The organism is Listeria sp. Marseille-Q6474 (assembly GCF_946902005.1).
Taxonomy (GTDB): domain Bacteria; phylum Bacillota; class Bacilli; order Lactobacillales; family Listeriaceae; genus Listeria; species Listeria innocua.
The window spans coordinates 765,246-792,130 of the sequence record NZ_CAMPPS010000001.1; the positions used below are offsets into that span (position 1 = coordinate 765,246).

The following is a 26,885-nucleotide window of genomic DNA, read 5'->3' on the forward strand; positions in this document are numbered from 1 at the left end:
CAACTGACAAAAGCTATCTGCTAAGCTCACTTAAAGCATTTTCCGCGTAATGGACCGCGTCTTCGGTGTGTAAAAAGAAGTGTTCTTCCCCAATTCGGTCATAAAGTCCGCTACCTTTCAGACTTTCTTTTGCTTTGTCTGTTAGGCCCGTAATCAAGATTTGCCCACCTTGCTTCGAAAATTCTTTTTCAATTTGATGGAAATAACCTTCTGCCGTAGCATCGATAATTGGCACTTTTCCCATTCGCAAAATAAGAAATTCTGGTTTCACATGGATTGCTTTAATAATATTTTGTTGAAAAATTTGTGCTGCTCCAAAGAAAAGCGGACCGCGAATCGTAAATATGCTAATTTTATCATGTAAATGAGGAGCTATTTCGGCGCCTTCTGGTTCAATTTCTTCAATTTGCATCGAGCTGCCCATTTGTTTAGCGAATAGCACGACCGCAAGCAATAATCCCACTTCAACCGCTACTGTTAAACTTGCAAAAACCGTTAATAAAAAAGTAATAACAAGCACTAAAGTATCGCCTGATTTTAATTTGATAATATGTTGGAATGTTTTTCGTTCGCTCATATTCCAAGCAACTAACATCAAAATCGGCGCCATTGCTGCAATCGGAATATTAATAGCGACTGGTGCAAGGACAAGTAACGTAAGCAATACAAAAATCCCATGAATAACTCCTGAAACACGACTAGTGGCACCATTATTAATATTGGTCGCTGTTCTTGCAATTGCGCCAGTTGCTGGAATACCACCAAACATTGGCGTCACTATGTTTGCAATACCCTGCCCAATCAATTCACGATTACTATTATGTTTTGAATTCGTCATCCCATCCGCTACAACAGCCGAAAGAAGCGATTCAATCCCGCCGAGCATCGCAATAACAAAAGCCGGCCCAATCAATTTACTCATATTAGCAAATGTCATATCAGGAAATTGGAATGGTGGAAAAGTACTCGGGATTTCTCCGTATGCCGATCCAATTGTTGGAAGCGCGTCTTTGAAAAACAGCATAGCAATCCCGGTCGTAATCACAAGACCAATGAGTGGTGCTGGAATTCGTGGTAAAATTTTTGGAAAAACAAATAATACAAACATACAAATACAGGAAATCAACACGCTATAGAAATTCCATGAATCTAAGTGTAGCCAGATCTCTTTCATATTTGCTATAAATGATTCATGTTTTTCCATTCCAGTTAATCCAAGGAAATTCCCCACTTGCCCCATAAAAATCGTTACGGCAATTCCCGCTGTAAAACCGATAGTTACCGGGCGCGGAATAAATTTAATTAACGTTCCAAGTTTGAAAATCCCCATTAAACAAAGTAAAACCCCAGCCATCATCCCAGCTACAAGTAAATCCTGATAACCATAAGTTAAGACGATTCCAAGTAATACAGGAATAAACGCCCCAGTCGGCCCCGCTATTTGAAATCTAGAACCACCAAAAATGGAAACAATAATACCAGCAACAAAACTTGAATAAATCCCGTATTCAGGCTTTACTCCTGAAGCAATCGCAAATGACATCCCCAGTGGTAAAGCAATGATGCCCACGATAATCCCCGCAAGCAAGTCTTTTCTAAATCTCGCCCACGTATAACCTTTTACACTATTCGATAAAACTTTCTTCAATTTGCTCCTTCTCTCTTATTTATATTTTAATCCGCGCGAAAAAACGCAAAGCAATATCGCTTCACGCTTACTAAGTGATTTTTATCACATGATTAAGTATAAAAACTAGCGCTCTATTCTAATATACCATAAATAGACTAAGTTCTCACACCCGATTTTAAAAAACACCTTTTAAACCATCGCTCGTTTAAAAGGTGTTTTCGTTATTCTGGAAATTTTCCAATCATGAAAGTTACATCATCTGTTGGAATATCAAGTATATTTCGCTCGATTAAATGTCCTATTTTCACTACACAAAGTGGTGATTCGAGACTTTTTCGAACACGAGAAAGAACAAGCCCATCTGAATGCATCAAAAACTTACTGCCTGGTTTGTATTTAAAAGATTGCATCCGGTACTTCTGTTTTCTTCCGGATAAAAATCCAGAGCCAGAAAGCGGAAAAATAAGCTTATCTTCTATACCAATCATATAAAATCGGATATTACCCATACCAGTATAGTAAAGTGTTTTCGTTAAGTAGTCACCTTTAATAATTGCTATCGCAGCACCACGAAGTCCAGAAACGGCCTGGTTAGCTTTTTCAAGCATATCAGTAATATCCGCATGAATATCTTCCTTTATGGCTTCAACGGTCGCTTTGGCGGCTCTATTCGCCTCAAGCCCACTTCCGAGTCCATCAGAAAGAACATACAAAAAACCATTTTTGTCTTCATGGGTAAAATAAACATCCCCGCAGTATTGTTGTAATGCTTTAGAACGTTGAAATACAAATAAATTATTTGATTCAACCGCCTTGTTCATTTACTCCACTTCCTCATTCTGCAACGCCTCTCGAAGTTTTTTAATAGCTTGACGTTGGATTCTAGACACATGCATTTGTGATATATCGAGTAGTTCACCAGTTTCTTTTTGACTACGATTTTCAATGAATGTATATTGCAATATTTTCTGTTCTCGCTCATCTAAAACAGGGAGAACTTTCTCTAAAAGCATACGTTGATTCACACGTTCAAATCCATCATCCGTACCACCAACTACATCAAGTAAAGTAATGGTACTTCCATCCGAATCTGCTTCAATCGAATGATCTACAGAAAGTGCTTGGTAACTTTTTCCCATTTCCATTGCTTCTAAAACTTCTTCTTCCGTGACACCAATAAAATCTGCAATATCGCTAATTTGCGGTGAGCTTTGTAGTTCTCTTGTTAGCTCTTCCACGGCATTTTTAATTTTTGGACCTAATTCTTTAATTCGACGTGGTACATGAACGCTCCATGTTTTATCACGTAAAAAACGTTTAATTTCGCCAACAATTGTCGGCACAGCAAATGCTTCAAAGCTTTTCCCAAAAGTAGCGTCATAACGTCTAATAGCACCAAGCAAACCAATATTTCCAACTTGAACTAAATCTTCGTGAAAAGATTTACCTTGAGAATATTTGCGGGCAATTGATTCTACTAAGTTTTTATAATGAATGACTAAATTATATTGGGCATCTTCGTCACCGTCTTCTTGGTAAGCGGCAATCCAAATATAGACTTTTTCTTTTGCTTCTTTATCAGGTTGAGATACTTTTGGCATTCTCCTCCACCTGCTTTTCATTAATATATTTGGTCATTACGACAGAAACCCCTTCATCGTAATAAAGTTTCACATCATCCATTAATGTTTCAATTAAAAATAAACCTAGCCCTCCGATGCGCATCATCTCCGCATCTTCACCCACTTCATAAGGGCCAATTTCTTGTTTACGAGTTTCTAGGTCGAAGCTTGTTCCATTATCAGAAACACGAACTTCTAATTTGTCTTCATAGATATGGTATTCTACAGTAATTTCACCATCTTCTTCACCTTTAAATGCATGTTTTACGGAATTAGTGATGGCTTCACTTACAGCTATTTTCAAATCTTCAATTGCTTCATAAGAAAATCCTGCGCGACTTGCAATTCCTGATAATGACAGTCTACCTAAACTAACATATTCAGGTTTGGCAGGAAGTTGTAATGTAATTTTGTCATGCATTGTTGCCATTCATTTCACCCTCTACATTTTTGATTTCAATGATATCTGACAATCCTGTGATTTCAAACAATCGGAAAAGTCGGTCGCTTAAACCAAACAAGACAAGTTCACTTTGGCGTTGTCGTAAGCTTTTGAAAGCCCCTACAAATACGCCTAAACCGGTGCTATCCATATAACTTACTTCTGTTAAATCAATTCTAAGTACAATACCCTCTTTTACTTGATATACTTCAAGTGCTTCTTTTACCTTTGGCGCTGTATAAGCATCGATCTCCCCAGCAACAAATATGTCTATGTGGTCAGTATCACGTTCTTTTATTTCTATACTAATATTCATCACTTCACCCCATCTAATTTAAGTATACTGTCGATTTTACCCTAACAAATAAAATTAAAACATTAAAAAATAAAAACGTTCCACTCTTTAAATACGTTTACTCACCAGTAAATGCTCTTTAAAGAATGAGGTACGTCTCTACTTTGGACTTATTTAGTTCGTTTAATACAAATAAGTGTAAAGTCATCATGCAATTCAAAGTTTTGCATTTTAACTAATTGATCATAAATTGCATGTACCATTTTTTCAGCTGATAATGAAATATGCGCTGCTATAATTTCTGTTAACTCTTCTCGTTCGATAAATCCATTTGCTGTTCTTGTTTCAGTAACACCATCTGACATAATAAAAATAGCGTCTCCAACTTCAATTTTCTTATCAAATTGACGATAAACAGCATTTTTATCAACACCAAGAGGTAAACCTTTGGCATATAAATCAGAAAAGCTGTTTTCTTTATGTTGGTAATATAAACCTAGTTCGTGTCCAGCAGAACCATATTCAAACAAATGCGTATCTTCATGATAAAGCCCGTAAAACATCGTGATAAACATATTATCATTAATGTTCTCTTCCGCTACTTGGTTCAGTGTTTCTAGGACGATGGATGGTTTTCGGTCGTCACCAGTCATTCCTGCTAGAGCATATTTTATCATCGAGATACTAAATGCAGCCGGGATTCCTTTACCAATAACGTCAGCGAGCGCGATACCAATTTGCTTATCACCTTCTTCTGTAAAGCTATAGTAGTCGCCACTCATTTGTCTTGCTGCGACACTTATAACGCCAAAATCAAGTGCATCATGTTCTGGCACATCTGTTTTCATTAAGGTTTTTTGCATATCTTCTGCTTGAGCAATTTCGCTACGTAACGCTTTTTGTTCGGTTCTTAGACTCAGATGTTCCATATAAGCTAAGCCGTAACCTACCATTATTTCGAGTAATACATCAAATGATAATCGTACAAAATCTGGCAACTCTTTTCCGTATAATTCAAGAACTGAGCGATGTAAATGGACAATTTCTTCTGGTGAAACTCGCTCTTCCATAGCTTCTCTGGATAATTTTTCGCAAGTATAAAGAATTTCTTCATCTTGATGTTCTAAATATTGAATAAGAATATCACGGTATTTTCCTTCAAAAGCTTTTTCCATTTTTTTCTAGCTCTCCTTACCGAACCCATTTCGTTGTTGTAATTACCGTTCCTCTTGTGTCGCCTTCAATGCTGGATTCAATATCAAAACTGTCCATTAAGCGTTTAACTCCCGGAAGACCTGCTCCAAGACCGCCAGATGTAGTATAACCATCTTGCATTACTTTTCTAATATCTACAATTCCTGGGCCTTTATCTTTGGCCACAATAATCATTCCTTGCTTACCGGATTCGCTTACTTTTTCAATGCAAATCTCTCCTCGTCCAGCATAAAGGAAAATGTTTCTTGCTAGTTCACTGATGGCTGTTGTAATTCTTGCTTGGTCAACCGTTCCAAAGCCAATTTCTTTGGATATTTTTCTACCTAATTGTCGTGCAGCCACAATGTCCCATTCATTAATTATCTTTACACAGGATTGGAATGTCATGTTCATTCCCCCAATTCCTGTTTAAGTTTTTCAAGACCACTTTCAAGATCCATCGCCGAAAGCACTCCACTAAACGTAATTCCGAGTTCAATTAGTGTAATCGCAACTGCTGGCTGTATTCCAGTTACAACCACTTTTGCACCCATCAATTTAGACATACTTACTACATCTCCAAGAATCTTTGCAATAAATGAATCAATAAAATCGATCGAAGTTATATCAATGACTACTCCTCTGGCCGACGTTTCATGGATTTTTGCAAGTAAATCTTCCTGGAACTCTACCGCAGTATGATCATCTAATTCACTCTGGATAGAAATTAATAAACATTCACCTAACTTTAAGATTGGTATCCCCACAGTATTCACCCCTCTTTTTCTACTATCTCTCTGTTCGTCAAGGCTAGCGCACGCTCCATGCCTTTTTTCATTGTGTTGGTCGTGATAATTTGATCTAATTCAATTCCTAAGTTAACGATAGTTTGCGCGATTTCTGGTCTAATACCTACAAGCATTGCCTGACAGCCGACAAGTCTAACTGCTTCTGATGCTTGAATGATATGGTGCGCAACCATTGTATCAACAACAGGAACTCCCGTAATATCAATCAAAACCACTTCTGACCGATTTTTTACAACGCCTATTAGTAAGTTTTCTATGATTAACTTAGCTCTTTCTGTGTCAATCGTTCCAATTAGCGGCATTACAGAAATTTTTTCAAATATTGGTAAAAGTGGTGCGGATAATTCCTGTAAAGCACTTTTTTGGATAGAAACTGTCTTTTCCCACGTATCCGCGTAGGCAGTGACCACTTTGTTATACATGGAGGAAAGCCATGTTTCAAAGCGATAATAGGCATCATCTTCTGGTTTTTCTTCTCTTTTTAAGAATAAATCTTCATCTCTCATCGCTGTATATACTAAAAGCCCGAAAACTCGTAGGCCAGTGGTGACAAAATGAATCGGCCAACCTAGGTGGACCACTTTCTCTGCAAAATCATCAAGTTTTTCATTAAACTTAGAGCCATTTTCAGTAATATTCGAGACAATCAAATCAACAAATTCAATGCTTGTTTCTTCGTACATCGGTTCTTTAGCGATGTCGTTAATAAGCGGATCTGATTGTTTCTCCATTTCATTCATCCAATTATTTAGTAAGTCTTTTTTATTTGTACGGATGAAGTTTGCAAAATCTTTATACATCAGTTATTTTCCAACCTTTCTCCATTGTTAACAAAATTTTCTCTATTATTATGCGGTTTGATTAACTATTCTTTAAAAAAAGACATTAGAAACAAATTTAGCGAATAGGTTGATTACGCGTTGTTTGTAGGTTTCTGATGCCCTTTTTGCTTAGCCAGACTAGTTAATTATTTTCTTATGTATTAATTATCTTTTTTTACGTCAGACCCTTTGCCTGCATTCATCATTGTATGTTATTTCTTTAGGATTGTTTAGAATTCTACTACTCCTAGACTGACTTCAAGTGCCTGATTTACCTTGGCCATTAGTTCCTCGTCCAAATGTGTAATCTTATCTGTCAGGCGTTGTTTATCTATCGTTCTAATTTGTTCTAATAGAATGACAGAATCTCTTTCAAAGCCGTCTTTACGAGTAGCTTCCACATGTGTCGGCAACTTCGCTTTTTGAATTTTTGCAGTTATTGCTGCCACGATCACAGTTGGACTGAATCTATTACCAATATCATTTTGAATGATGAGAACAGGCCTTATTCCCCCTTGCTCGCTTCCGACCACGGGGGAAAGGTCCGCGTAGTAAACGTCACCACGCTTCACCATCAGCCATTAACCTCCTAAAATACTAATATTCCTGTCTTCTGCCTCTGCTTCGACATGAGTACACTCGCACGCGATAGCGAAATTAATCGTCGCCATTTCTGCATAGCCGCGTTCCATCTCGTCTCTTAATTCACGAGCTCTTTTCTCCTGTAAAAATTGTTGCGTTGCTTCCATTATAACTTCACTCCGCCCCATTTTTTCTTTTTCTACAACTACGTCGAGTTCTTGTACCATTTCCTGTGTCAGTTCTACGGATATTATCATCCGTTTTTCTTTCTCTAACACGTGTCACACCCCCAAAGCCTCGTACCTGTAAGTAACAACTATATCGTACCATTATCACGCCATGAAGAAAAGAGTTATTTCGCATTTTATTGTTAAGAATGTTACAGTTTCAGCTTAGGAACTCCCTTAAGTCCTATATATAGCTATAAAGTTTCATATGTTAGATTATAAAGGCTTCTCTTAAAAAAAGCACGAATATTACCTTCTAATTGATGTATTTCCTTGGTATGCGCTCCGTTAACAAACAAGTAACTTCATAATTAATTGTGCCTAAATATTCTGCTGCATCATCTGCTGTTACCTTATTTCCATGATCTGAACCGATTATCGTTACTTTTGTACCAGTTTGAAATTCACGAGGAAGTTTTATGATGGTTTGATCCATACAAATCCTTCCGATAATTGGTGCCCGCTCGCCTTCTACTAAAACATGAAAGCCACTATAATGGCGAATAAGGCCATCTGCATAACCAATTGGTAATGTCGCAACCCACTCTTTTTCGGTTGCTGTATAAGTTGCGCCGTAGCTAACACTGTCACCTGGCGCTAGTTCTTTCACATGAACCATTTCCGTATAAAGTGCAAGTGCAGGCTTAAGTTCAAAGGGCAAACTATTTTTAATTTCCGTGGAAGGTGTTAAACCATACATCGAAATCCCAAAGCGAATAGCATCGAAATCAATTTGCGGTTGTAGCAATGAAGCTGCTGAATTTGCTGTATGAACGAATGTTGGGCGTGTTGTTAAACTACTTAAAATTGCTTGGAATTTTGCTAATTGTTGTTCAAAATAACTTGTTTCTAATTGATCGGCTGTCGCAAAATGCGTATAAATACCTTCTAAAATCATTTGATGATCTATCGCTATTGTTGTTTCGATTCGCTGTGCTTCTTCTCTACTACGAATACCAAGGCGTCCCATGCCACTATCTACTTTTAAATGAATCCGGAGTGGCGCCTCTAAAGTTAAATCGTCCAACCAATCTTCTCTAAAAACAGTAACTGAGATATTATTTTTAGCAGCAAGGTTGGCGTCTTCTTTTCTAGTTGCTCCTAGGACGAGAATAAATTCATTTCGAAACCCAGCTTCTCTTAAAGCAAGAGCTTCATCTAAAATAGCGACACAAAAACCTTTTGCTCCGGCTTCTTTCGCTATTTTTGCTGTTTCAATAATTCCGTGACCGTATGCATTTGCTTTTACTACGGCCCAAAGTGCCACCTTATCTGGTAGTTTATTTTGTTCATTTTTTATATTTTCGCGAATTGCTGCGCGGTCAATTTCAATCCATGTCGGACGGTGCCAGCCTGTTACCACTATCGTTCACTTTCCTTTCTATTGTTCAATTATCACTTGAGCTGCGGCTGATCTGGCTGTATGGGTGATACTCACAAAAACAGTTTCACCTTGTTTTATCGGCATCGTTACGTGAGGTCGCCCATCTTCTACTTGCAAAATTTCTACATCAGTAAAACTTAAATGTTTACCAAATCCGGTTCCATTGGCTTTCGCATAAGCTTCTTTCGCTGCGAAACGTCCTGCTAAAAACTCAATTTTACGGCTACCTTCGTATTTTTCATATTGTTTTGTTTCTTTTTCTGTTAAAATTCGTTCGATAAAGCGAGGGTTCTTTTCGACCGCTTGTTTTACACGGTCTAAATCAATCATATCGAGTCCAATTCCTTTAATCATGTTACACCTCTTCCAAGAAATCTGCTAATTCAGTAACCGCAGTTTGCGCTCCAGCTATACAGTCAGGAATTCCTACACCTTCGTAACTCATCCCTGCAAAATAAACGCCTGGATAGTCTGTCTGGATGTTTTTTTTCAATTGTTTAAGACGATCTTGGTGATCTACTAAATACTGCGGCATGGCTGATTTCATTCGACTTACTTCATAAAAAAGTGGTGCGGCATGTAAATCCATTATTTCCGCATAGTCCGTTAGTACAGCAGTGACGATTGCTTCATCGCTTGCTTGCTCTAACCAAGATTCACCAGCTTTACCAACAAAGCCACGTAATAACATTTTATCTTTTGGTACCATGTGAGGCCATTTTTTTTGCACCCAAGTACAAGCAGTTGTTTTATACGGTGCGGTTCGAGCAACTAAATAACCTGTTCCATCCGGCAAAATTGGTACATCTTTTTCGTCGTAAGCTAATGAAACGGTCGCGAGTGTCGTTAGTGGTTGTCCTGCAAAAGGTGCTGTCGTTGTTTCTGCTAACAAATGAATCAGGGCATCATGTGTAGCTGCAATAATAACGCCATCTGCTACTTTTTTATCTCCATCAGCAAAAGAAATTTCATAAGAAGTATTTTTTTTCGTGATTTGTGTTGCTTGTTTCGCTGTATGCAAGTTTTCAGCTGGCAGAGCGTCGGCAATTGCTTTTGGTAAACGGTCTAAGCCTCCTTCTAACGTTCGAAAGGCGCCAATGGTTCCTTTTGTGCCAGTTGTTTGCATAGTACTTTCCTTCAACCCGTCCATTAGATTTCCATACTTTCTGACGGTTTGTTCAAATTGCGGAAATGTAGCACGCAAACTCATTTTGTATATATCACCCGCGTAAATTCCTGATAAAAGAGGTTCAATGATTGTTTTCACTAATTCCTTGCCGAAACGCGCCTCAAAGAATTCGCCAAGTGGCTGATCTGTTTCTTGATTATTTGGTTCGATTGTCGGTTCTTGGAGTGCGCGTGCTTTGCCTATTTCAGAGACAAGCGTGCTAGCTAGAAGTGCTTCTCTATCAGTTGGAATTCCCATCACAGAACCTTCTGGAATTGGATGAAGCGCTTTTTGATGGTAAATGTAAGACCGTCCTGTCGCATTTGCAATTAATTTATCTTCGAGCCCTAAGTCCTTCACTAAGCCCACTCCAGCAGGCTTTCTAGCTAAAAAGGAATCTGGGCCTTTTTCAATTAAAAATCCGTCCCGTTTTACTGTTTCAAATTTCCCGCCTAATTTCTCGTCTTTTTCAACTAATTCCCACGTATAATTCGGATGTGTTTTTTGTAGTTCATAAGCTGCTGCAAGCCCCGATAATCCGCCTCCGATAATCACTATGTGTTTCACTACTTAACCAATCCTCTCTATCTCTTGTGTCGTTTATTCTTTCTATTTTACCAGATTTCCACCTAATTGAAAAAAAATAATAGAACATTCGCTTCCAAAAACCTATGCGTTTACCTCCACAGATTTTTTAGGAATTGAATGTTCTATTTATTAATTAATCGTTTTTGATGGGCTGTACCAGTTGTATACGCTTATTGCTTGGTCTTGATTTAAATATCGCACATATGCCTCAGCGCTCGTACTGCCTGATTTAAGCCAGACGTTTAAATGGCGGGAATCCCCTTTTTCCATCCAAATGCTTTGTCGTAAGCTTAAACCTTGGATTCGTTCTTTACGGATAATATGGGTTAACTTAGAGAAAATTGGTCGTGACTGTACGAGTAGTGTGTGTGTATCCATGAAAACCCCAGTCGCCCGGTAACTTGCTATCGCTTTTATTCCCGCTAAAATTGGTAAAATAATACTAATTAAGCCAAGTGGGAAGAATAATATACTTGCTATGATAGCTGGAATAACTGTCCAAATGAGGTAAATCTGCAAAAATCTGCGCAAACTTGCTTTTGGAGCACGTTCCATTTCTTCTATTTCAAATAAATAATCGGGTAGCATTTCTTTTAACGTTTTTAAGGCTAACTCTTTTTTCATGATTGGTAAGAGTAAAATGTCGCCTGATTGTTTTTCATCACCTGAGTTGCCGGCTGTAATTACCTTGACAGCAACTAGTCCAAGCATTTGTCGTAGTGGTGATTCAATAATGGTAATTCCTTGAATCCGGGCAAGTGATATAGTTGTATGGTTTCGTTCTAATAATCCTTTTTCCACGACTAGGGAGTTGGGGTATTTCATTAGTTTGAACTGAAAATATTTAAAAAGGGTCGTAACAATCGAGATGCCCCATAATACTAGGAGAATCAAAACGATTAAGACAATAAGTACAATTATTCCCATTTTCCATAATTCTTCTGCTTGAGCTTCCATCCAATCTGTCGGAATGACTTCACGGAATTGTTGCATGAATGCGAGGACGATTAGGAGCGTTCCGAAAACTCCACCTGATGTTACGGCCATTAATATGAGTTGTTTTGTTTGTAACATCACCGTTTTTTCTGGAGCTTCTTCTGTCTCAAGCACTTCTACTTCTGGATCTTCGGTTTCTTTCACTTCATCTTGTATGGTTGCTTTTTTCCCGTCACGTAAATCCTTCAATTCGTCGACCACGCTCACAGGAACAGCAACTAAGTCGGCCTCCGCTTTACCATTACCACCTGCTGTTTCAATTAAAATTTGGCAGACGTTAAATGGAATAAAGAAAAACCATTGTTTCTTTTGGACGGTTTGAATGCGTTCATAAGGTATGTAAGTATTTTTTCGGAAAATCAAACCGTATTTAATACGAATCCCTTGGTCTTCCAGTGTGTATTTATATGTAATGTATTTTAAAACCGCGGGGGTTAAAACGAGCAATATAACGATGACAATAATAAGATATACAGCCCAGTTCGGTAAGTAACCGTTGCTATTAATTGCGCGAAAAACAGAAAACAAACCGACGACGATAGGAACAATATTGCGCCTTACGTTTGTGATAATTTCTTTAATTAGAGCAATTGGATGGAGGCGTCTTTCTTCAAACATCTTCTTTCGCCACCTTCACAAGCTCAAGGATATGATGTCTAAGTTCATCTGACTCGGATGCGTTTACCGCTTCAATCTTATGTGTCCTTGCAGCTGTTGTAATTGATAAGGAAACTAATTTTTGTCTTCTAAGTAGTGGGCCTTGCTCCGTTTCCACGTGTTGGATGCGAATCATTGGAATTAATACACGACTTCTAAAAATAATACCGTGCTGAATTTCCATTTCATCAGGTTTAATTTGATAGCTCCACCTCGCAAAACGAAACGGAATAATGAATAAGTAAATAAAAGCGGCATATAAAAGAGTGAAACCAAATCCAATAGCACTCCACCAAACCGAGGCTCCAGCATAATATAAAATAATTTCCGCGGCCACCGAACAAACAAGAAAAACAAAAACAGCAATTCCCTCTGTTTGCCGCCATACAGTTTTAATTTTCTTCGGTAATTTCTTTTCTAAATTTTCAAGTTCCATTGCTCTACTCCTTTTTTCTTTTTATCTTACGTTAAAACCATCCAAATTGGTAGCGATTTTTTAAAACTATCATATTTTATTCATAATTTGTTCATATTTCTTTTTTATAATGGAAAAAGAAGAGGTGAGAATGATGAAGAAAAAAGGTTACGTTCTATTAATAGTTGCGCTTTTGTCGCTAACTTTAAACTGGCTTCCAGAAATTGCCCATGCGAAAAAAGAATCAACAGGAGTCACCTATACAACTGCAACAACAGGCGAATTAATGGAAATGTTCCTAACTTATTCCATTCAAAACCCTTATATCGAAACGACGAAAAATAGCGCAGAATTAATGTTTCAAACAGATACCGCTGCAACAATCTCGATTAAAACAAATAATCAGACCCAACAAATTGCCGGTAATACTGAAAATCACCAATTTACATTAGAAAACTTGGAGCCCGGAAATAATTTAGTGACTATTATCGCAAAAATGGCTGATGGAACAACAGAAAGCAAAACGATAACTATCAATCTTCCCGAAAAGCCAAACAAAAATTCCAAATCGTTTCATGATAAATCGAAAAATCAAACCGTGACACATCGAAAAAAAGGTCACCTTCTATAATATAAAAGGAAGCGCTCGAGAAATTCAGCGCTTCCTTTTTTTAGTTTTTACGTCCAAAAGTTAAACCGATTGCAACCAAACTTACTCCAGCCAAAAATGGAATTAGAGGGCTTTCGTCACCTGTATGTGGCAAAGTGCCAGATGCGTTTACTGCCCCATTCACTCTCGTTGTACTAGTCACTTTTTGCGGAGTTGGGACGGTAATTTTTGATAGTAGTGTTTTTTCGATAGTTAATTGTAGTTTTTGTCCCGTTTGTAAATTATCCGAGCTTAAATGGTTCCAGTCTTTGATTTCTGCAACAGTCACATCGAATTTTTTAGCAACGCCTGGTAAAGTATCGCCACTTTTCACTTTATAAATGACTTTGATTTTACCGTCTTGTTCGGAATCTTTGACAACTTCAATTGGTCCAAAGTCTGTTTCAACGATTTTTTCAATTGGTTGTTTATCTGCCGGGATAAATGGTGGTTCTTCTTTAACTGGCGGTGTTGGTGGCGGTGTTCCTGTCCCTTGTCCGCCGCTTCCGTAATCATTAACGGTTGCATTTCTTGAAACTGCATCTAAATTGTCACCTGATAAAGTGGCTTTATTTGTATAACTTTTTTGTTTCGTAGTGATTTTAGTATCGTAAGTAATGACGACTGATTGATTGTTCAGTGTACCGATTGTTAATTCAAAATTACGATTACTATCGAGCGCAATTGGTTGGACGCTGGTTGATAGAACTTTTTTATTTGCATCGCGGTATTTGATTGTTGCATTTCCAAGAAGATTTTGGCCAGTTCCAAGTGTATCGGTGTAAATCGCATTATCAATCGGTGTAAGTGCATTGTTTAGAGTCACAGTCCAATGAATAATACTCGTGTCCTTATCATCCATTCGACCTTGTTTAAAGACGATAGTAGGTGAGCCAGTACCGCCACCTGTTGTTACTTTGCTTATATAAGTATTAATGGTTTGCGTGGTGTTATTTACTGGAAACTGGATTGGATTCACTTGGTCTGTTTGGATATTCTTGCTGTTAAAAGTGGCATTATAAAACAAGCTACCACTTAAGTTTGTATGTGTATTGACGTAATCTGTAAAAGTTAAGGTAATCGTTCCTGTTGCTGGATCAATTGTCGCATTCGCAATAGTATTTCCTGATGCATCATTCACTGGAAAACCACCGAAATTGATTAATTTTAGCTGATCCGGAATCGTTAATGTCATTGTCTCTCCACTTACAACAGGTTGCGTAATAACAAAATCATACGCTACCCGCACTTTGCTATTTTCTTTAAAATTAGTAACTGGATCCCCGTTTTGATTTTGCAAAGCTACATTAGTAAAAAAGCTGCTACCGTAATCTGTTGCAGCCTCTGCTTTTGGGCTCAAAAATCCACTTGCAATTAAAAAAATGATTGCGAAAATTAGCCACTTTTTTTTCATTTGTTTCATTCCCCCTTAAAACATCTACATGTACATTCCCAAACCTTACTCGTTGTAAACGTTGCTACTATTTTCACATAAGAAAACGCCAGAGAAAAATCTCTGGCGTTTTTACTATAGTTCTAATAAATAGTTGTAACTTGCTTCTAAAGTTTCGAACATATTTCGTTTCGATCTATCTTGCTCGATACAGTAATATTCCACTCCATTTGTTTCGCCCCACTCGATGATAGCGCGGAAATCTACTTCACCCTCGCCCATTTCAACGAGATTATTATCCATATCTTCTAGCTCAAAACCACTTATAAAGTCTTTCATATGAACAATTGGCGCCCGCCCACTGTATCGCTTAATAAATTCCGTTTCATCATGTCCGGCTGCTTTAATCCAGTACGTATCTGGTTCTGCGTAAATGCAAATTCCATTAACTGGATCTGTGATAAAATCCATCACTCGGCGGCCATTGATGCATTCATTAAAATCGTATTCCGGATTGTGAAGACCGATGCGAAAACCAAGTCCGTGTAACTTTCCTGCTGCTTCTATGAGTGCTTCTTTTGTTGCAATGTAACCCGCAGTTGTTTGGTCTTCCTCTTCAATATATTTATCAAAAACTGTTTTACAACCGAAGTAATAAGCTTCTTCAATAATACCATCTAAATCATTCATAAAGCGGTCGTGTTTAATGTGCATCCCGATAACTTTCAACTCATATTTTTGAAGTAAGCGTAAAACCTCTGCCGGATTATTGCCTCGCATGCCATCAAGTTGCACATAACGAAAGCCGATTTCGTGAATTTTCTGCAGCGTACCTTCTAAATCGCGTTCCATTTCTTTTCGTACTGAATATAGTTGGACTGCTATTTTAGCTTGAATATCCATTTTCTCTCCGCCTTTCCTTATGCCTTTAAATCAAGCCAGTCAACTTCTGCTTGCGTTAATGTAATTTCTGCTGCCAAAATAGATGACTTAAGTTCAGCAGCATTTTCCGGTCCGATAACTGCGGCTGTTGGGAAAGATTGTGTTAAAACATACGCGAGCGAAATTTGAATTGGTGTACAGCCCTTTTGTTTAGCGAGTTGTTTGGCGCGACTGAATCGTTCCCAGTTTGCTTCACTATAATAAACTTCTACCATTTCCGTATCGCTTCTATCTTCTTTAGAAAATCGACCGGAGAAAAAACCGCCAGCTTGTGACGACCAAGAAAATAGCGGCAAGCCTGTTTTTTCATGCCAGTTAATCATCGCTTCGTTTGCTGAAACACAATTTTCCCAGCGTGGTCGATTCACTTTTGCCAAACTAAAATTAGGGCTATTGAAACTTAGTGGGGTTAAACCATGGCTTACTGCATATTCGTTTGCTTCGATAATCCGCGGCAATTCCCAGTTAGATAGTCCAATAGCATATACCCGGCCCTCTTCCACTTCTTGATGCATTGCTTCCATGATCTCACCCACTTCTACTTCTGGATTATCACGGTGAAGTGCAAATAATTCGACATGATCTGTTTGTAGCGTGTCTAAACTAACGGAAATATCTTCATGGATTGCTTCTGCCGTAACTCGTGGCACATCGCTTGCTTCTCGTACCGGATGTCCGCCTTTTGTTTGGATAATTACACTATCGCGGTTACCACGAGCTTTCATCCACGTGCCGATTGCTTTTTCGCTATGACGATAATGGCGCGCGGTATCAAATATATTTCCGCCCATTTCAAAATATTGATCTAATACCGGACCAGCAAAATCCATATTATCAGCGCGTAAAAAATCTCCAGCTCCCATGACTAAATTCGAACAAGCTATCTCGATTTGTTTCCCATTTTTTCTTCCTTGAACAATAATTTTTTCCATTATGCCATCACCCCACTAGCCGCTACTTTATCAATTACAAGGGTTGTATTTGCTTCTTTTACAAGCGTCGCAGGAATCGCAACTGTTGGCGCTTTTTCAATTACTTGTTTGACGATGTCGACTTTTTTCGCTCCTGTAGCTACTAAGTAAATTTCTTTCGCCGCTAAAATTTGCTTCATTCCAAGGGAAATTCCTTGTGTTAGCGGTAAGTCTGTATCGAAATATTTGCTCATTACACGTTTTGTTACAGCATCGAGCTCTACCACGTGGCAGTTCACATCCACCGGCACAAAAGGTTCATTAAAGCCAATATGCCCGTTAAGTCCAATCCCTAATAAAATAAAATCCATCCCGCCTCGCTCATCAATAAAGGCATCTACCCGAGCACATTCGGCAGCTAAATCCTCCGCCTTCCCGTCAAAAAAGCAAATTTGTTCATTAGAAACATTTTCTAAACGGTCAAAAAACGCATCATACAACGTTTGGATACAACTGCCTTTTGTTTCGCGCCCTAAGCCAATCCATTCATCCAAACCAACAAATTGCGTTTGACTGAAATCTACTTCCCCAGTTTGACTAGCTTTTATTAGAGCTTCGATCGTAAGTAACGGCGTATCCCCACCAGCGATACAAATGAGGCTTGCTGGTTTCGCCTTTACCAATTCGATGATTCTTTGGCTTACCGTTTCCGCGACGAGTTGTTCATTTTCATTAATAATTAATTTCATTTTTTTAATCAACCTTCCTGTATTAGAAATCTAAGTCCAGTGCATCGTGCGCCGCTTGACGTTCTGATACCACTGTTTCTTCTTTGATTAAGCTCTTTTCATACATTTTAAAGAATGGATAATACATACAAACTGCTACTGCGAGAACGAAGATGATTAAAATAATCGCGCGCCAGTCCATGGTCGCTAAATACTGTGCGAGTGGAATCGGTGTCCCGCCTACATTTGCAATCGGTGGACGAACCCAACCAAAGTGGAACACAAACCACTGACCTACTGCTAAAATAGGTGTTCCAAGTACGAATGGGATAAATAAATATGGGTTAAAACAGATTGGAAGTCCAAATACCACTGGCTCGGAAATCGTAAAAATCGCTGGAACGACAGACACTTTTCCGACTGCTTTTAATTCTCTTGATTTACTAAATAAGGCCAGAATAACTAATGCTCCTGTAATACCAGAACCTGAGAATCCCATGAAGTAATCCCAGAAGTTTGGCGCAAATACGTACGGAATTGGTTCTCCTGCCGCATACGCAGCTGCGTTCGCTCCTAAATATTGTGTCATAAATGGAAGCACAAAACCAATCAAAATCGCATAACCATTTAGACCGATAAACCAAAATAGCATTTCAAGGAAACAGATAAGGAACACTGCATAAGGTGTATCAATGCTATTAATCGCCGGAGCTAGCATCGTCGTGAAGGCTTCTGGAATAATTTGCCCGCTCGTCACACTTTGCATTAGAATACTAAGTCCAACAGCACTGAATAGCAGTACTACGAGTGGAATAATCGCTTCAAAAGTAGTCGCAATCCCCGCTGGTAATCCTTTAATTTGAATCGTAATATTTTTTCTAATAAACAAACCGATAAGTTCAACAGAAATAAGTGCTGCAAATATTGCGATAAAGAGTCCTCTTGAATCTAGAAATTCTGTATTTAGAACCCCGTCAACCATTTTCGTATTGAGGATGAGTGTTACCATGACAGCGGCCATCACACTATGTAACACGGGTACTTTCATTTGTTTTGCATGGCTGTAGGAAATAGTTATGGCAGCATAAATCGATAGTAATCCAAACGTAAATTGAAACGGTAAGTTAAGTGCTGCTGCGTTTTGAACAAAGAATTCTTTCACAACAGAACCCGCTGGAAACATATTTCCGATTGCTGAAATAATCAGCGAAAATGATCCAATAATTAAAACCGAGATCAAAGCAATCATCCCATTTTTTATTGAGGAAATATGGCGTTGTTTTTCAATTCTAGCTGCGACTGGCTCAAAATACTTCTCCATAAAAGCGATAAAACGGTTCATAAAAGATTGTTTGTTTTTACTCGACATGTTGTTTCCCTCCACTTTTTTATTTGTTCATTTTAAGGATAATCGCGTCTTTTAAAATGTTTGCGCCGTTGACTGTGCCGTAATCTTTCGTATCGATGACTTGGATTGGTTTATTATATTCAGCTGCGATTTCACTTAAATGTTTTAGTTGGTGTTTAATTTGAGGCCCGACTAAAATAACATCGAAGTCTTCAATATGCTCACGTAATTCTCCAGCAGGATGTGCCTCGATTTTTACATCTGTATTCTTTAGTTTTTCACTATTTTGGGCAATTTCTTTCATTTTTGTTACCATTACTCCGGTTGATGCACCTAGATTACACACTAGAAGTACATGTAATTGATTTATTTCCATTTACTTTTCCTCCTCTTTTTTTAATGCTTTCATTTCTTGATGCATTTCAATCATTTCACGAATTAACGTCGATGCTAAAATAGTATTCATCAAGGTATCTTGCGCATGTACGAGTAAAACAGAAAAACTGGCTTGTTCGCCTCTCGTTTCTTGAATAAGCATTTCAGTTTGTACTTTGTGCGCTTCAATCATTAAATCATCCGCCTCTTTCAAAAGCTGATCTACTAGTTCTGTGTTCGATTCTTTTGCGGCTTGTAATGCTTCAATTAATTTAGAAAATGAATCCCCCGCTAGCGATATTAGTGAAAACGATATTTTTTCTATGTCCATTATGAAACCCTCTCTCATTCAAAGATAGCTGACTTAACGTAATGATAAATATCACGTTTTGAGCTAGCCATTTTAATTTTTTGCATTTTTTCTTCATTCAGCGCTAATTTCATTAATTGTTCGACGATTAAATGTGCCTCTTTTGTTTTTAAGGCCAAGGTGAAAATGACATGAACCGGCTTTTCGTATCTATCAAAAAACATAATCCCGTCCTCAATTATCGTCACCCCTATACCATCCATCAAAACACCATCACTTGCGCCCGCGTGCGCAATCGCAACACCTGGCGCAACAACCATATATGGCCCATAAACTTTTAAATTATGGATGATTTTTTCATGATAACTAGGCTCAATTACCCCAAGCTTTTCCATACATTTTGTTCCGAGTTTAATTGCTTTTCGCCAAGTAGGACAATTTTCTTCCATAATGATGGCCTCTTCTGTAAATTGAAATGGCGGGATAATTTTCCTTGGCGCCTCTCCCTCATCAGATATAAGCGCTTCCAATAAGTCGAACTCTAACTTACTTAAATTATTAATTTGCGTATTTTCCGCTATAATCGCTAAAATCTTACTAAATTTGTTAATAATCTGCTTATCACTTTTAACCAACTTCATTCGTAAATGCTTTTGCAGTAATTCCATATCTTCTTTTTGCAAATAGCTATTAATTCTGAGCACTTTAGCATCTTGCATATCTGGTAAATCCACTGTACTAATAACAAAGTCAAAATCTTTCATCATATCACGCTTAAATTTTCTAAGACCAATCGTCTGAACCGATTCAAATTCAAACATTCGTTTTAGCTGAATCGCAATCATATTTGACACTGCGACACCTTCTGGACAAATAATCAATAAGTTTGGCTTCATTTCAACAGTTTGTTTATTTCGCTGTACCTCAGATGCAAAGTAAATCGCTAAAAATGAAATTTCTTGAGAACTAACAGAAATCGGCAACACTGGCTTTAATGCTTCCAAACTTTCCTTCACCCGCATAAAAATTTCGCGATTATCACGCATAAATTCATTAAAAATCGGATTTTCAATAATAACCCCTGCTCGAACACGCCGAATCATTAACTTAATATGTGCCTTCATTTGTGTAAAAAAATCCGTATCACCATGCACAAAATCCACTTGATAAATTTCGCCCATTTTTTCGCAAATACCTCTTACAAAAGCTTCAATGATAGCTTCATCTTCACTCCCATATTGGTACTGCTTGAGCGAGCCAATAATCGTTTCTAGCGCTTTATCTAGCTCATCTGTCACCGCAAAATCCGCTTTAAACTTAAAATCTACTTTCGTTTCATGTTGTTTTAGTAAAATAGCAATTAAGGTTAAATAAAGTTGCTCATCCATCGCACGCGTCATATTCTCTTCAACCGAATGTGCCTCACGATTCACTTCCTGCAAAACTTCCATCTCAAAAAGGTTATAAAAAAATAACTCTCCTTTTTTAGATAAGCTATTTTCTGAATCTAAAAACTGATAAAATTCTCGGATGTTAATAAAACGCAAGAAACTCCTCGCAAAAAGGGATGTTTTCGTAATTAAATTACCTGTAACGAGAAATCCATGGCGCGGTTGGTGGGACAAATCCAAGTTATTTAAAAAAAGTTCACCTTCAATTGCGCGTAGATGATTTAGCACAGAAGATCTTGAAATAAAAAGAACTTCTTCAAAATATGTAACCGGGAGCACTTCTTCACTTAAAAGAAGCTTTAATAGTAAAAATTGCTGTACTTCTTCTTGACTGTAACGATATTTTTTCGGCGTGATTTGCTGTTTGAACTTACTCACCACCGGATTTATGATGTTCTTTTCTGGAAGTAGCACCCCTTTCCTCGTATGTCTGATAAGAGCTGGCAACGTTTGCTCATGGAGAAAAACATCGATTTTTTCCAAACTATAACGAACACTGCGCTCCGAACAACCAAGCGCGTTAGAAATATAACCAATATTTTTAAAATCTTCCTGCTCCATAAGAAAATCTAAAATTTGAATACACTGCTGATTTAGTTTCATCAGGTATCACTCCTCTTTCTAAATTCAATTTATCATTTTCATGATAGGGCTTACAATAAGCTATATAGCTATTTTTGTCAGACCTGTCGGGACAAAAAAACTATCCATTTTACTATAACTGGAAAAAAACCTTGCCGGAATAGGTCAGACCTACCGAAAGCACAAAAAAAGCCTTCTACATTCACTGTAAAAGGCCTATTATTTGAACTATTTATCTTTTTTCATATAGAAAGTTAAAATAATTGCGATGAAAACCATCAAAAATCCGACAATTGGTGTATAACTTAAACCAATATATTCCGTTACTAATCCACCAATAAATGCTCCGAGCGCGATTCCAATATTAAACGCAGAAATATTAAGCGCAGAAGCCATGCTCACCGTTTCTGGCAAATACCGTTCTGCTAATTGCACCACATAAAGCTGCAATCCAGACACATTCATAAACGCGAAAAATCCCATTAGCATAATAGTAATTAAACCTAAAATAGCATTGGTCGACGTAAATTGAAGCAATAATAACGTAATCCCTTGCAAACTAAACATCACGAAAAGTGCTTTAGCTGGGCGCTCATTCGCAAAATGCCCACCAATCGTATTCCCAATCGCAACCATCACACCATAAATAATCAGTAAAATAACTATCATACTTGTCGAATAACCCATATTGCTAAACATTGGCGATAAATACGTATAAACAACAAATGTGCCCCCGTAACCAAACGCCGTCATGAGTAATACCATCACGATTTTTTTATTAACTAATAATTGCCCAATCGATTTAAATGAAATACTACTTGCATTAGATAAGTTTTTTGGAACTAAAAAGAAGTTGGCAATAATCGCAATCACGCCTATCGCAACAATAAACAGAAACGACACCCGCCAGCCAAATAGTTGCCCGATAAAGGTTCCAAGTGGCACCCCAGTCACTGTTGCCACTGTTAGCCCCGTAAACATCACAGCAATCGCACTAGCTCGTTTGCTCGGATGAACGACATCTGCCGCAATAACCGAAGCAATCGACATAAACACCCCATGCGCAAATGCCGCCACTACCCGCCCGGTAAGGAGCATTCCAAAACTTACAGCAAATGCCGAGACAAGATTCCCTATCAGAAATACTAACATTACTAATAATAGTAGATTTTTACGGTTCATTTTCGACGTCATTGTTGTTAAAACCGGCGCCCCCACCATCACACCTAGCGCATAAATCGATACAGTTAATCCCGCTGAACTAATCGACACACCCATACTAGAAGAAATCAGTGGAAGAAGCCCTACACTAATAAATTCTGTTGAACCAATCCCAAACGCACTAATCGCCAGCGCCAAAAGTGTCAAATTAGGATTTACTTTTTTCATATCCACGTTATTTCCCCCTAAAAAATTGCAAATTGTTTCGTTCTGTTATACAGTATCTTATATACCGTACAAAATAACAAGAAGGTACTTGAAAGTCATATAGATACTAAAAAGTGCCTATAGGAGGATAATAATGACCAAAGTATATAATATTGGTGTCGAAGCTACACTTGAAGTTATAGGCGGTAAGTGGAAGCCAGTCATCCTTTGCCATTTACGCGAAGGCAAAAAACGAACTGGCGAATTAAAACGACTCATCCCCAACATCACACAAAAAATGCTCACACAACAATTGCGCGAGCTGGAAAAATCTGGAGTTATTGTTCGTAAAGTATATGAGCAAATCCCACCGAAAGTTGAGTATTCATTGAGTGAGTACGGCGAATCGTTGTCGGAGATTTTGAACAAACTTTGCTTATGGGGCGAGAATCATGTGGATTTATTGCTGACGAAGAATGAAGATATTGTTTTGTTGAAACGAGATTAATAGAAAAATAGCACTATTTATAATTTCAATATTTTCTATTCTTCACTTTGATTAATCTTATTACCGCTCTTATTGAGTTCTACAGTAATATTTTCCGTCTCAACATGATTTTTAAAAATAATGACTCTATCTACCGCTATTTTTCTTAAATAAGCTCCTAGATTTGATATTCCAAAATTTTTTGTAGTATTTCTTACTAATGCTACAACAGAAAGTTTGATTTTCTTGCAAAGTTTATTTTTTTACAAAAAAGAACACCGATTATTAAAATAGATGTTCTAGTTTTAAATTAATTATGGAATTGTAACCATATCAGTAAAGTCTATTCTATAGTTAGAAAAAATATTTTTCAGATTTGCTTCAAAACAGTTAGCATTATAATTTTTCTTTTTTATAATTATCAACTTTTGTTTTGCTCTAGATGAAGCCACATAATGATTAAATATGCTGGAATTATCATCCAATCTATAATCTTCTGCAAAAACAATTACTTGATCAAATTCTAATCCCTTAGCAGAATGAATAGTACTAGCTGTGTGTCTATAAATATCTGTATCAAAAGCTACATGATATTCTGTATTATCAATAGTATCATATAATTTTTCTAAGTGTTCAGTACGAACACTTAGATTAAGATAAGATGCTAATTCTTCAACCTGCACATTAAATTTAAGCAAATCCGAAGTTTCAATAGCATTTTCAATTTCTTCGAGGTTCTTCTGTATAACTGTTATCTTCGAATTATCCTCATATTTCCCTGATGGAATTACAGCAACCAAATCATATACTGAGTAGTGCTCTAAAATACAATAGTTGGCAATAGCTTTGTATAGCCATGCGGATTCAGTTGATATTTCTGAAATTGGTACTTTAGGAATAAAAGTATATTCCAATCCTTTTTGAGTTAGTTCCGATGCACCTAATTTGGCATCTACCATTCTATACCTCAATAGCGCAGATTGTCCTGCCTTATCAATAACTTCTAATACCTTCTCACTCCATAATTCATTTGAATCAATTGTAAGCCACACAATGTTATTGCTATTATCAATTTTATAATATAAACCACTAGTATCCTCACATAATAAATTCGTGTAATTCTGAATTTGTTGGCAAGAACGGTAATTCTCCCGCATAAATAAATTTTCAAAATTATCTTTTTTCCAAATCTCTTTGAAAGCATCTGGAAAGGCACCTCTCCACATATAAATAGACTGTTTCTCATCACCTACAATAAAAGTATCAATTATTAATTCTTCACATAAGTACATAAAAAGTTTGTGCATATCTTTATCACAATCTTGATACTCATCAATATAAATTTTGAAATATTTTGAAACGAAGTATAACTTACATGCGGTAGATTCAACAATAATATTATATGCTAATTCAAAAATAAAATTTTTCTGTGTATTAGAATATGAAGCAAGTATCCCAGTTGTTTTAAGAACAGAAAGCCCCTGTTTAAAGGTATCAACTTTTTTTAAATAGTCTGCATCCATGTCAATGTCATAATCTGTTCCATATACATCTTTCATGAATGGTTTTATTATTTCTTCGATAGCAAAACTATTATTAGTGCCTATAAAAAGTTGTGAAGTATCACAACTTAATCGTTTTCTTATTTCTTGCGCTGCTTTTATAGTGAATGTAATTGCTGCGATAACTTTATGTGAATTATTTTCTTCGATTTCTTTCATTATTTTCTGTACCATGGTAAAAGTTTTTCCAGTTCCGGCGCTAGCTCTAACTATTAGATTCCCTGGAGTATTTATTATTTCTTCCTGAATTAGAGATAGTGTCATTTTAACACCTCTTTCAGACAAGCAAAATTGTAATGTTCATAAATTTTATTACAATCTTCTTTTTTTAAATGCGTAGTTAGCTTTACCATATTATTGTTTTTTGCTTCTTGCAAATATTTTACAGGGTCTTCAGTATTCAAATAAGTTATTAGTTCATCATGTAGAACTTCATCCAAGTCATTTTCAAGATCTGTTTTTGAAAGATAAATACCATACTCTTCACGTATTACATCAAGAACATTCTTATTTTCAGTATACAAACTTCTTTTTGACTCGATGGTATTATTTTGCAAACTATCTTTAGGTAATTCATGTTGTTTTTTAATATACTTGTTTACTCTAGAAAAACCTAAAGCACTGTAATCACCTGTCTTTTTAACAATACGCAAATCATTATCTGTTTTAATAGTATTTAATATCTTCAGATTTTCAAGTATATCTCTATATTTTTTAAAACCAATTCCGTTAACAGGAAGTATATAAATACCATCACTTTCAAAAAAAGGATTAATTGAAGAAAGTACTTTTTCAAAAAGAATTAACTCGGAAGGTCCTTCAACTAGTAGCACTTTATCTGCAAATATTGCTTCCGAAAGACCTTTATTTAACATTTTTTTATTATCTCCATATTTTTGTGGAACAGTATAGAATTCACTAGTACTATCAATTTTAGTTTTATTGTATATTCTGACTAAATTCACTTTATTCATTTCATATAGTATAAATGGAGAGTGTGTAGACATGAACAAATAGTTGAATTTATTATCTTCAAAAAGTATTTGGGATAACGCAATTTGTATAGATTTATGGAGATGATTCTCAGGCTCTTCAATTAAGAACAGGTTTATCTTCTTTTCCTCATGTTCTGCTGAAATTAAGCTGAATATTGAGTAGACTAGTAGTTTCTTGCGTCCTTCACCTGATGTTGGATATAAAGTTTCATCTGGTTGCGTTCTTATGTAAGGAACAATATTAGAGTAAAGTCCCTTAATAGCTATCTCTGATTTAACGGAAACAGAAATATTTTCGTCTCTAAATTTTCGATATTCAGGAGTAATTCTTTCTTCAAATGATTTGACACCAGATAAGGAGGATATTCTACTGTTAAGAGAAGTTACAGTCTTTTCGATTTCTGTAATTATATTTTCATCTGCATTATCATCATTTTTTATCAGACTTCCAATACTTTTTTTGAATAATTTATTTAAGTCTACATAAGAATCAATATAAATGACATTCATTATATAATCAATATCGTACATATACCCACGTTGTTTCATCTCGTATAAATTGTCAATATCTCCCCCCCAAGATAATATAGGCATGGCTAACAACTCTGTTTTGTTATATTCTGCACTAAGCTTAATAAATACCTTATCATGATTACTTGAGATAGCTCCTTTTAGTTTTGCACGTAATTTTTGACTATCTACGCAGGAAGTATCACTTATATCAATTTTAACAACTATTTCAATTGGTTCATCAGTCTTTTTACAGTGAAAATCGGAATCCAGCAAATTATTTTTTCTAATCTCTCGATCAAAAATGAACCTAAATGCATACAAAAAATTAGTTTTCCCAACATTATTTAAACCCAAAAAAACATTTTTATTGGAAAGAGTCACTTGAATATCCTTGAAATTTCTGAAATTTTTTATTGAAATTGATTCAAAAATCATATTAAA

The 26,885-nt window shown here is 36.8% G+C and carries 29 protein-coding genes; 2 read left to right on the top strand and 27 right to left on the bottom strand.

The genetic code is table 11. The annotated features are described in order from the left end of the window. Positions 1-13: 13 nt before the first annotated feature. From OC533_RS03895 to OC533_RS03970, 16 genes are all read right to left on the bottom strand, one after another. Positions 14-1,648, bottom strand: coding sequence for a SulP family inorganic anion transporter (locus OC533_RS03895; RefSeq protein ID WP_262265226.1), 1,635 nt, complete (start codon positions 1,646-1,648; stop codon positions 14-16). A gap of 203 nt (positions 1,649-1,851) precedes the next feature. Continuing rightward, positions 1,852-2,451, bottom strand: coding sequence for a PP2C family serine/threonine-protein phosphatase (locus tag OC533_RS03900; RefSeq protein WP_003771134.1), 600 nt, complete (start codon positions 2,449-2,451; stop codon positions 1,852-1,854). Then, complete coding sequence (gene sigB / locus OC533_RS03905; RefSeq protein ID WP_010990669.1) at positions 2,452-3,231, bottom strand: RNA polymerase sigma factor SigB; 780 nt, start codon at positions 3,229-3,231, stop codon at positions 2,452-2,454. After that, positions 3,209-3,682 (bottom strand): anti-sigma B factor RsbW, encoded by a 474-nt coding sequence (rsbW, locus tag OC533_RS03910; protein ID WP_003761314.1) that lies wholly within the window; start codon positions 3,680-3,682, stop codon positions 3,209-3,211. The genes sigB and rsbW overlap by 23 nt, the downstream gene beginning before the upstream one ends. Beyond that, positions 3,666-4,010 carry an anti sigma b factor antagonist RsbV gene (gene rsbV / locus OC533_RS03915; protein ID WP_003721460.1) on the bottom strand — a complete coding sequence of 115 codons (345 nt, stop codon included), beginning with the start codon at positions 4,008-4,010 and terminating at the stop codon, positions 3,666-3,668. The genes rsbW and rsbV overlap by 17 nt, the downstream gene beginning before the upstream one ends. A gap of 149 nt (positions 4,011-4,159) precedes the next feature. After that, positions 4,160-5,164 (bottom strand): PP2C family protein-serine/threonine phosphatase, encoded by a 1,005-nt coding sequence (locus OC533_RS03920; RefSeq protein WP_070753402.1) that lies wholly within the window; start codon positions 5,162-5,164, stop codon positions 4,160-4,162. Positions 5,165-5,180: 16 nt separating this feature from the next. After that, a complete protein-coding gene (locus tag OC533_RS03925; protein ID WP_010990667.1) occupies positions 5,181-5,591 on the bottom strand; it encodes an anti-sigma regulatory factor in 411 nt (136 codons plus the stop codon). 2 nt (positions 5,592-5,593) lie between these two features. Beyond that, positions 5,594-5,950 carry an STAS domain-containing protein gene (locus tag OC533_RS03930; RefSeq protein WP_003721457.1) on the bottom strand — a complete coding sequence of 119 codons (357 nt, stop codon included), beginning with the start codon at positions 5,948-5,950 and terminating at the stop codon, positions 5,594-5,596. A gap of 5 nt (positions 5,951-5,955) precedes the next feature. Beyond that, positions 5,956-6,792, bottom strand: coding sequence for an RsbT co-antagonist protein RsbRA (locus OC533_RS03935; protein ID WP_003771126.1), 837 nt, complete (start codon positions 6,790-6,792; stop codon positions 5,956-5,958). 251 nt (positions 6,793-7,043) lie between these two features. Then, a complete protein-coding gene (locus OC533_RS03940; RefSeq protein ID WP_010990666.1) occupies positions 7,044-7,391 on the bottom strand; it encodes a type II toxin-antitoxin system PemK/MazF family toxin in 348 nt (115 codons plus the stop codon). A 3-nt stretch (positions 7,392-7,394) separates the two neighbouring features. Beyond that, positions 7,395-7,673, bottom strand: a complete 279-nt coding sequence (locus tag OC533_RS03945; protein WP_003761302.1) for a CopG family ribbon-helix-helix protein — start codon at positions 7,671-7,673, stop codon at positions 7,395-7,397. A gap of 205 nt (positions 7,674-7,878) precedes the next feature. Further along, a complete protein-coding gene (gene alr / locus OC533_RS03950) occupies positions 7,879-8,985 on the bottom strand; it encodes an alanine racemase (RefSeq protein ID WP_010990665.1) in 1,107 nt (368 codons plus the stop codon). Positions 8,986-9,003: 18 nt separating this feature from the next. After that, positions 9,004-9,360 (bottom strand): holo-ACP synthase, encoded by a 357-nt coding sequence (gene acpS, locus OC533_RS03955; RefSeq protein ID WP_003761296.1) that lies wholly within the window; start codon positions 9,358-9,360, stop codon positions 9,004-9,006. Position 9,361: 1 nt separating this feature from the next. After that, positions 9,362-10,741 (bottom strand): protoporphyrinogen oxidase, encoded by a 1,380-nt coding sequence (gene hemG / locus OC533_RS03960; RefSeq protein ID WP_185484316.1) that lies wholly within the window; start codon positions 10,739-10,741, stop codon positions 9,362-9,364. Between the two features lie 150 nt (positions 10,742-10,891). Then, positions 10,892-12,376 (bottom strand): PH domain-containing protein, encoded by a 1,485-nt coding sequence (locus OC533_RS03965; protein ID WP_160464035.1) that lies wholly within the window; start codon positions 12,374-12,376, stop codon positions 10,892-10,894. Further along, positions 12,369-12,851, bottom strand: coding sequence for a PH domain-containing protein (locus OC533_RS03970; RefSeq protein WP_262265227.1), 483 nt, complete (start codon positions 12,849-12,851; stop codon positions 12,369-12,371). Before OC533_RS03970 ends, OC533_RS03965 begins: the two co-directional genes overlap by 8 nt. A gap of 133 nt (positions 12,852-12,984) precedes the next feature. Here OC533_RS03970 and OC533_RS03975 point away from each other — a divergent pair, with 133 nt between their 5' ends. After that, positions 12,985-13,461: a hypothetical protein gene (locus OC533_RS03975; RefSeq protein ID WP_185501398.1), complete on the top strand. Its 477-nt coding sequence runs from the start codon at positions 12,985-12,987 to the stop codon at positions 13,459-13,461. Between the two features lie 40 nt (positions 13,462-13,501). Here OC533_RS03975 and OC533_RS03980 read toward each other — a convergent pair whose 3' ends face one another. From OC533_RS03980 to OC533_RS04020, 9 genes are all read right to left on the bottom strand, one after another. Further along, positions 13,502-14,893 carry a collagen binding domain-containing protein gene (locus OC533_RS03980; protein WP_185543219.1) on the bottom strand — a complete coding sequence of 464 codons (1,392 nt, stop codon included), beginning with the start codon at positions 14,891-14,893 and terminating at the stop codon, positions 13,502-13,504. A 114-nt stretch (positions 14,894-15,007) separates the two neighbouring features. Further along, positions 15,008-15,775 (bottom strand): sugar phosphate isomerase/epimerase family protein, encoded by a 768-nt coding sequence (locus OC533_RS03985; protein WP_194323326.1) that lies wholly within the window; start codon positions 15,773-15,775, stop codon positions 15,008-15,010. Between the two features lie 17 nt (positions 15,776-15,792). After that, positions 15,793-16,746, bottom strand: coding sequence for an aldo/keto reductase (locus OC533_RS03990; RefSeq protein ID WP_194323325.1), 954 nt, complete (start codon positions 16,744-16,746; stop codon positions 15,793-15,795). Then, complete coding sequence (locus OC533_RS03995; RefSeq protein ID WP_262265228.1) at positions 16,746-17,474, bottom strand: glucosamine-6-phosphate deaminase; 729 nt, start codon at positions 17,472-17,474, stop codon at positions 16,746-16,748. The genes OC533_RS03990 and OC533_RS03995 overlap by 1 nt, the downstream gene beginning before the upstream one ends. Before the next feature lie 22 nt (positions 17,475-17,496). After that, the gene (locus OC533_RS04000; protein WP_003771099.1) at positions 17,497-18,822 is read right to left on the bottom strand and encodes a PTS sugar transporter subunit IIC; all 1,326 of its coding nucleotides are present in this window, start codon (positions 18,820-18,822) and stop codon (positions 17,497-17,499) included. A gap of 19 nt (positions 18,823-18,841) precedes the next feature. Further along, the gene (locus OC533_RS04005; RefSeq protein WP_003766106.1) at positions 18,842-19,177 is read right to left on the bottom strand and encodes a PTS sugar transporter subunit IIB; all 336 of its coding nucleotides are present in this window, start codon (positions 19,175-19,177) and stop codon (positions 18,842-18,844) included. Continuing rightward, positions 19,178-19,507, bottom strand: a complete 330-nt coding sequence (locus OC533_RS04010; protein ID WP_003766105.1) for a PTS lactose/cellobiose transporter subunit IIA — start codon at positions 19,505-19,507, stop codon at positions 19,178-19,180. Positions 19,508-19,521: 14 nt separating this feature from the next. After that, positions 19,522-21,540, bottom strand: coding sequence for a BglG family transcription antiterminator (locus tag OC533_RS04015; protein ID WP_070753412.1), 2,019 nt, complete (start codon positions 21,538-21,540; stop codon positions 19,522-19,524). Positions 21,541-21,747: 207 nt separating this feature from the next. Beyond that, positions 21,748-22,914 carry an MFS transporter gene (locus OC533_RS04020; protein ID WP_077957581.1) on the bottom strand — a complete coding sequence of 389 codons (1,167 nt, stop codon included), beginning with the start codon at positions 22,912-22,914 and terminating at the stop codon, positions 21,748-21,750. Between the two features lie 127 nt (positions 22,915-23,041). On the opposite strand from OC533_RS04020, the gene OC533_RS04025 reads away from it, so the two are divergent. Continuing rightward, positions 23,042-23,395 (top strand): winged helix-turn-helix transcriptional regulator, encoded by a 354-nt coding sequence (locus OC533_RS04025; RefSeq protein ID WP_003727117.1) that lies wholly within the window; start codon positions 23,042-23,044, stop codon positions 23,393-23,395. A gap of 293 nt (positions 23,396-23,688) precedes the next feature. Here OC533_RS04025 and OC533_RS04030 read toward each other — a convergent pair whose 3' ends face one another. Together OC533_RS04030 and OC533_RS04035 are read right to left on the bottom strand one after the other, a co-directional pair. Next, complete coding sequence (locus tag OC533_RS04030; RefSeq protein ID WP_149061098.1) at positions 23,689-25,200, bottom strand: UvrD-helicase domain-containing protein; 1,512 nt, start codon at positions 25,198-25,200, stop codon at positions 23,689-23,691. Continuing rightward, complete coding sequence (locus OC533_RS04035) at positions 25,197-26,879, bottom strand: ATP-dependent nuclease (RefSeq protein ID WP_194323323.1); 1,683 nt, start codon at positions 26,877-26,879, stop codon at positions 25,197-25,199. The genes OC533_RS04030 and OC533_RS04035 overlap by 4 nt, the downstream gene beginning before the upstream one ends. Positions 26,880-26,885: the final 6 nt, after the last annotated feature.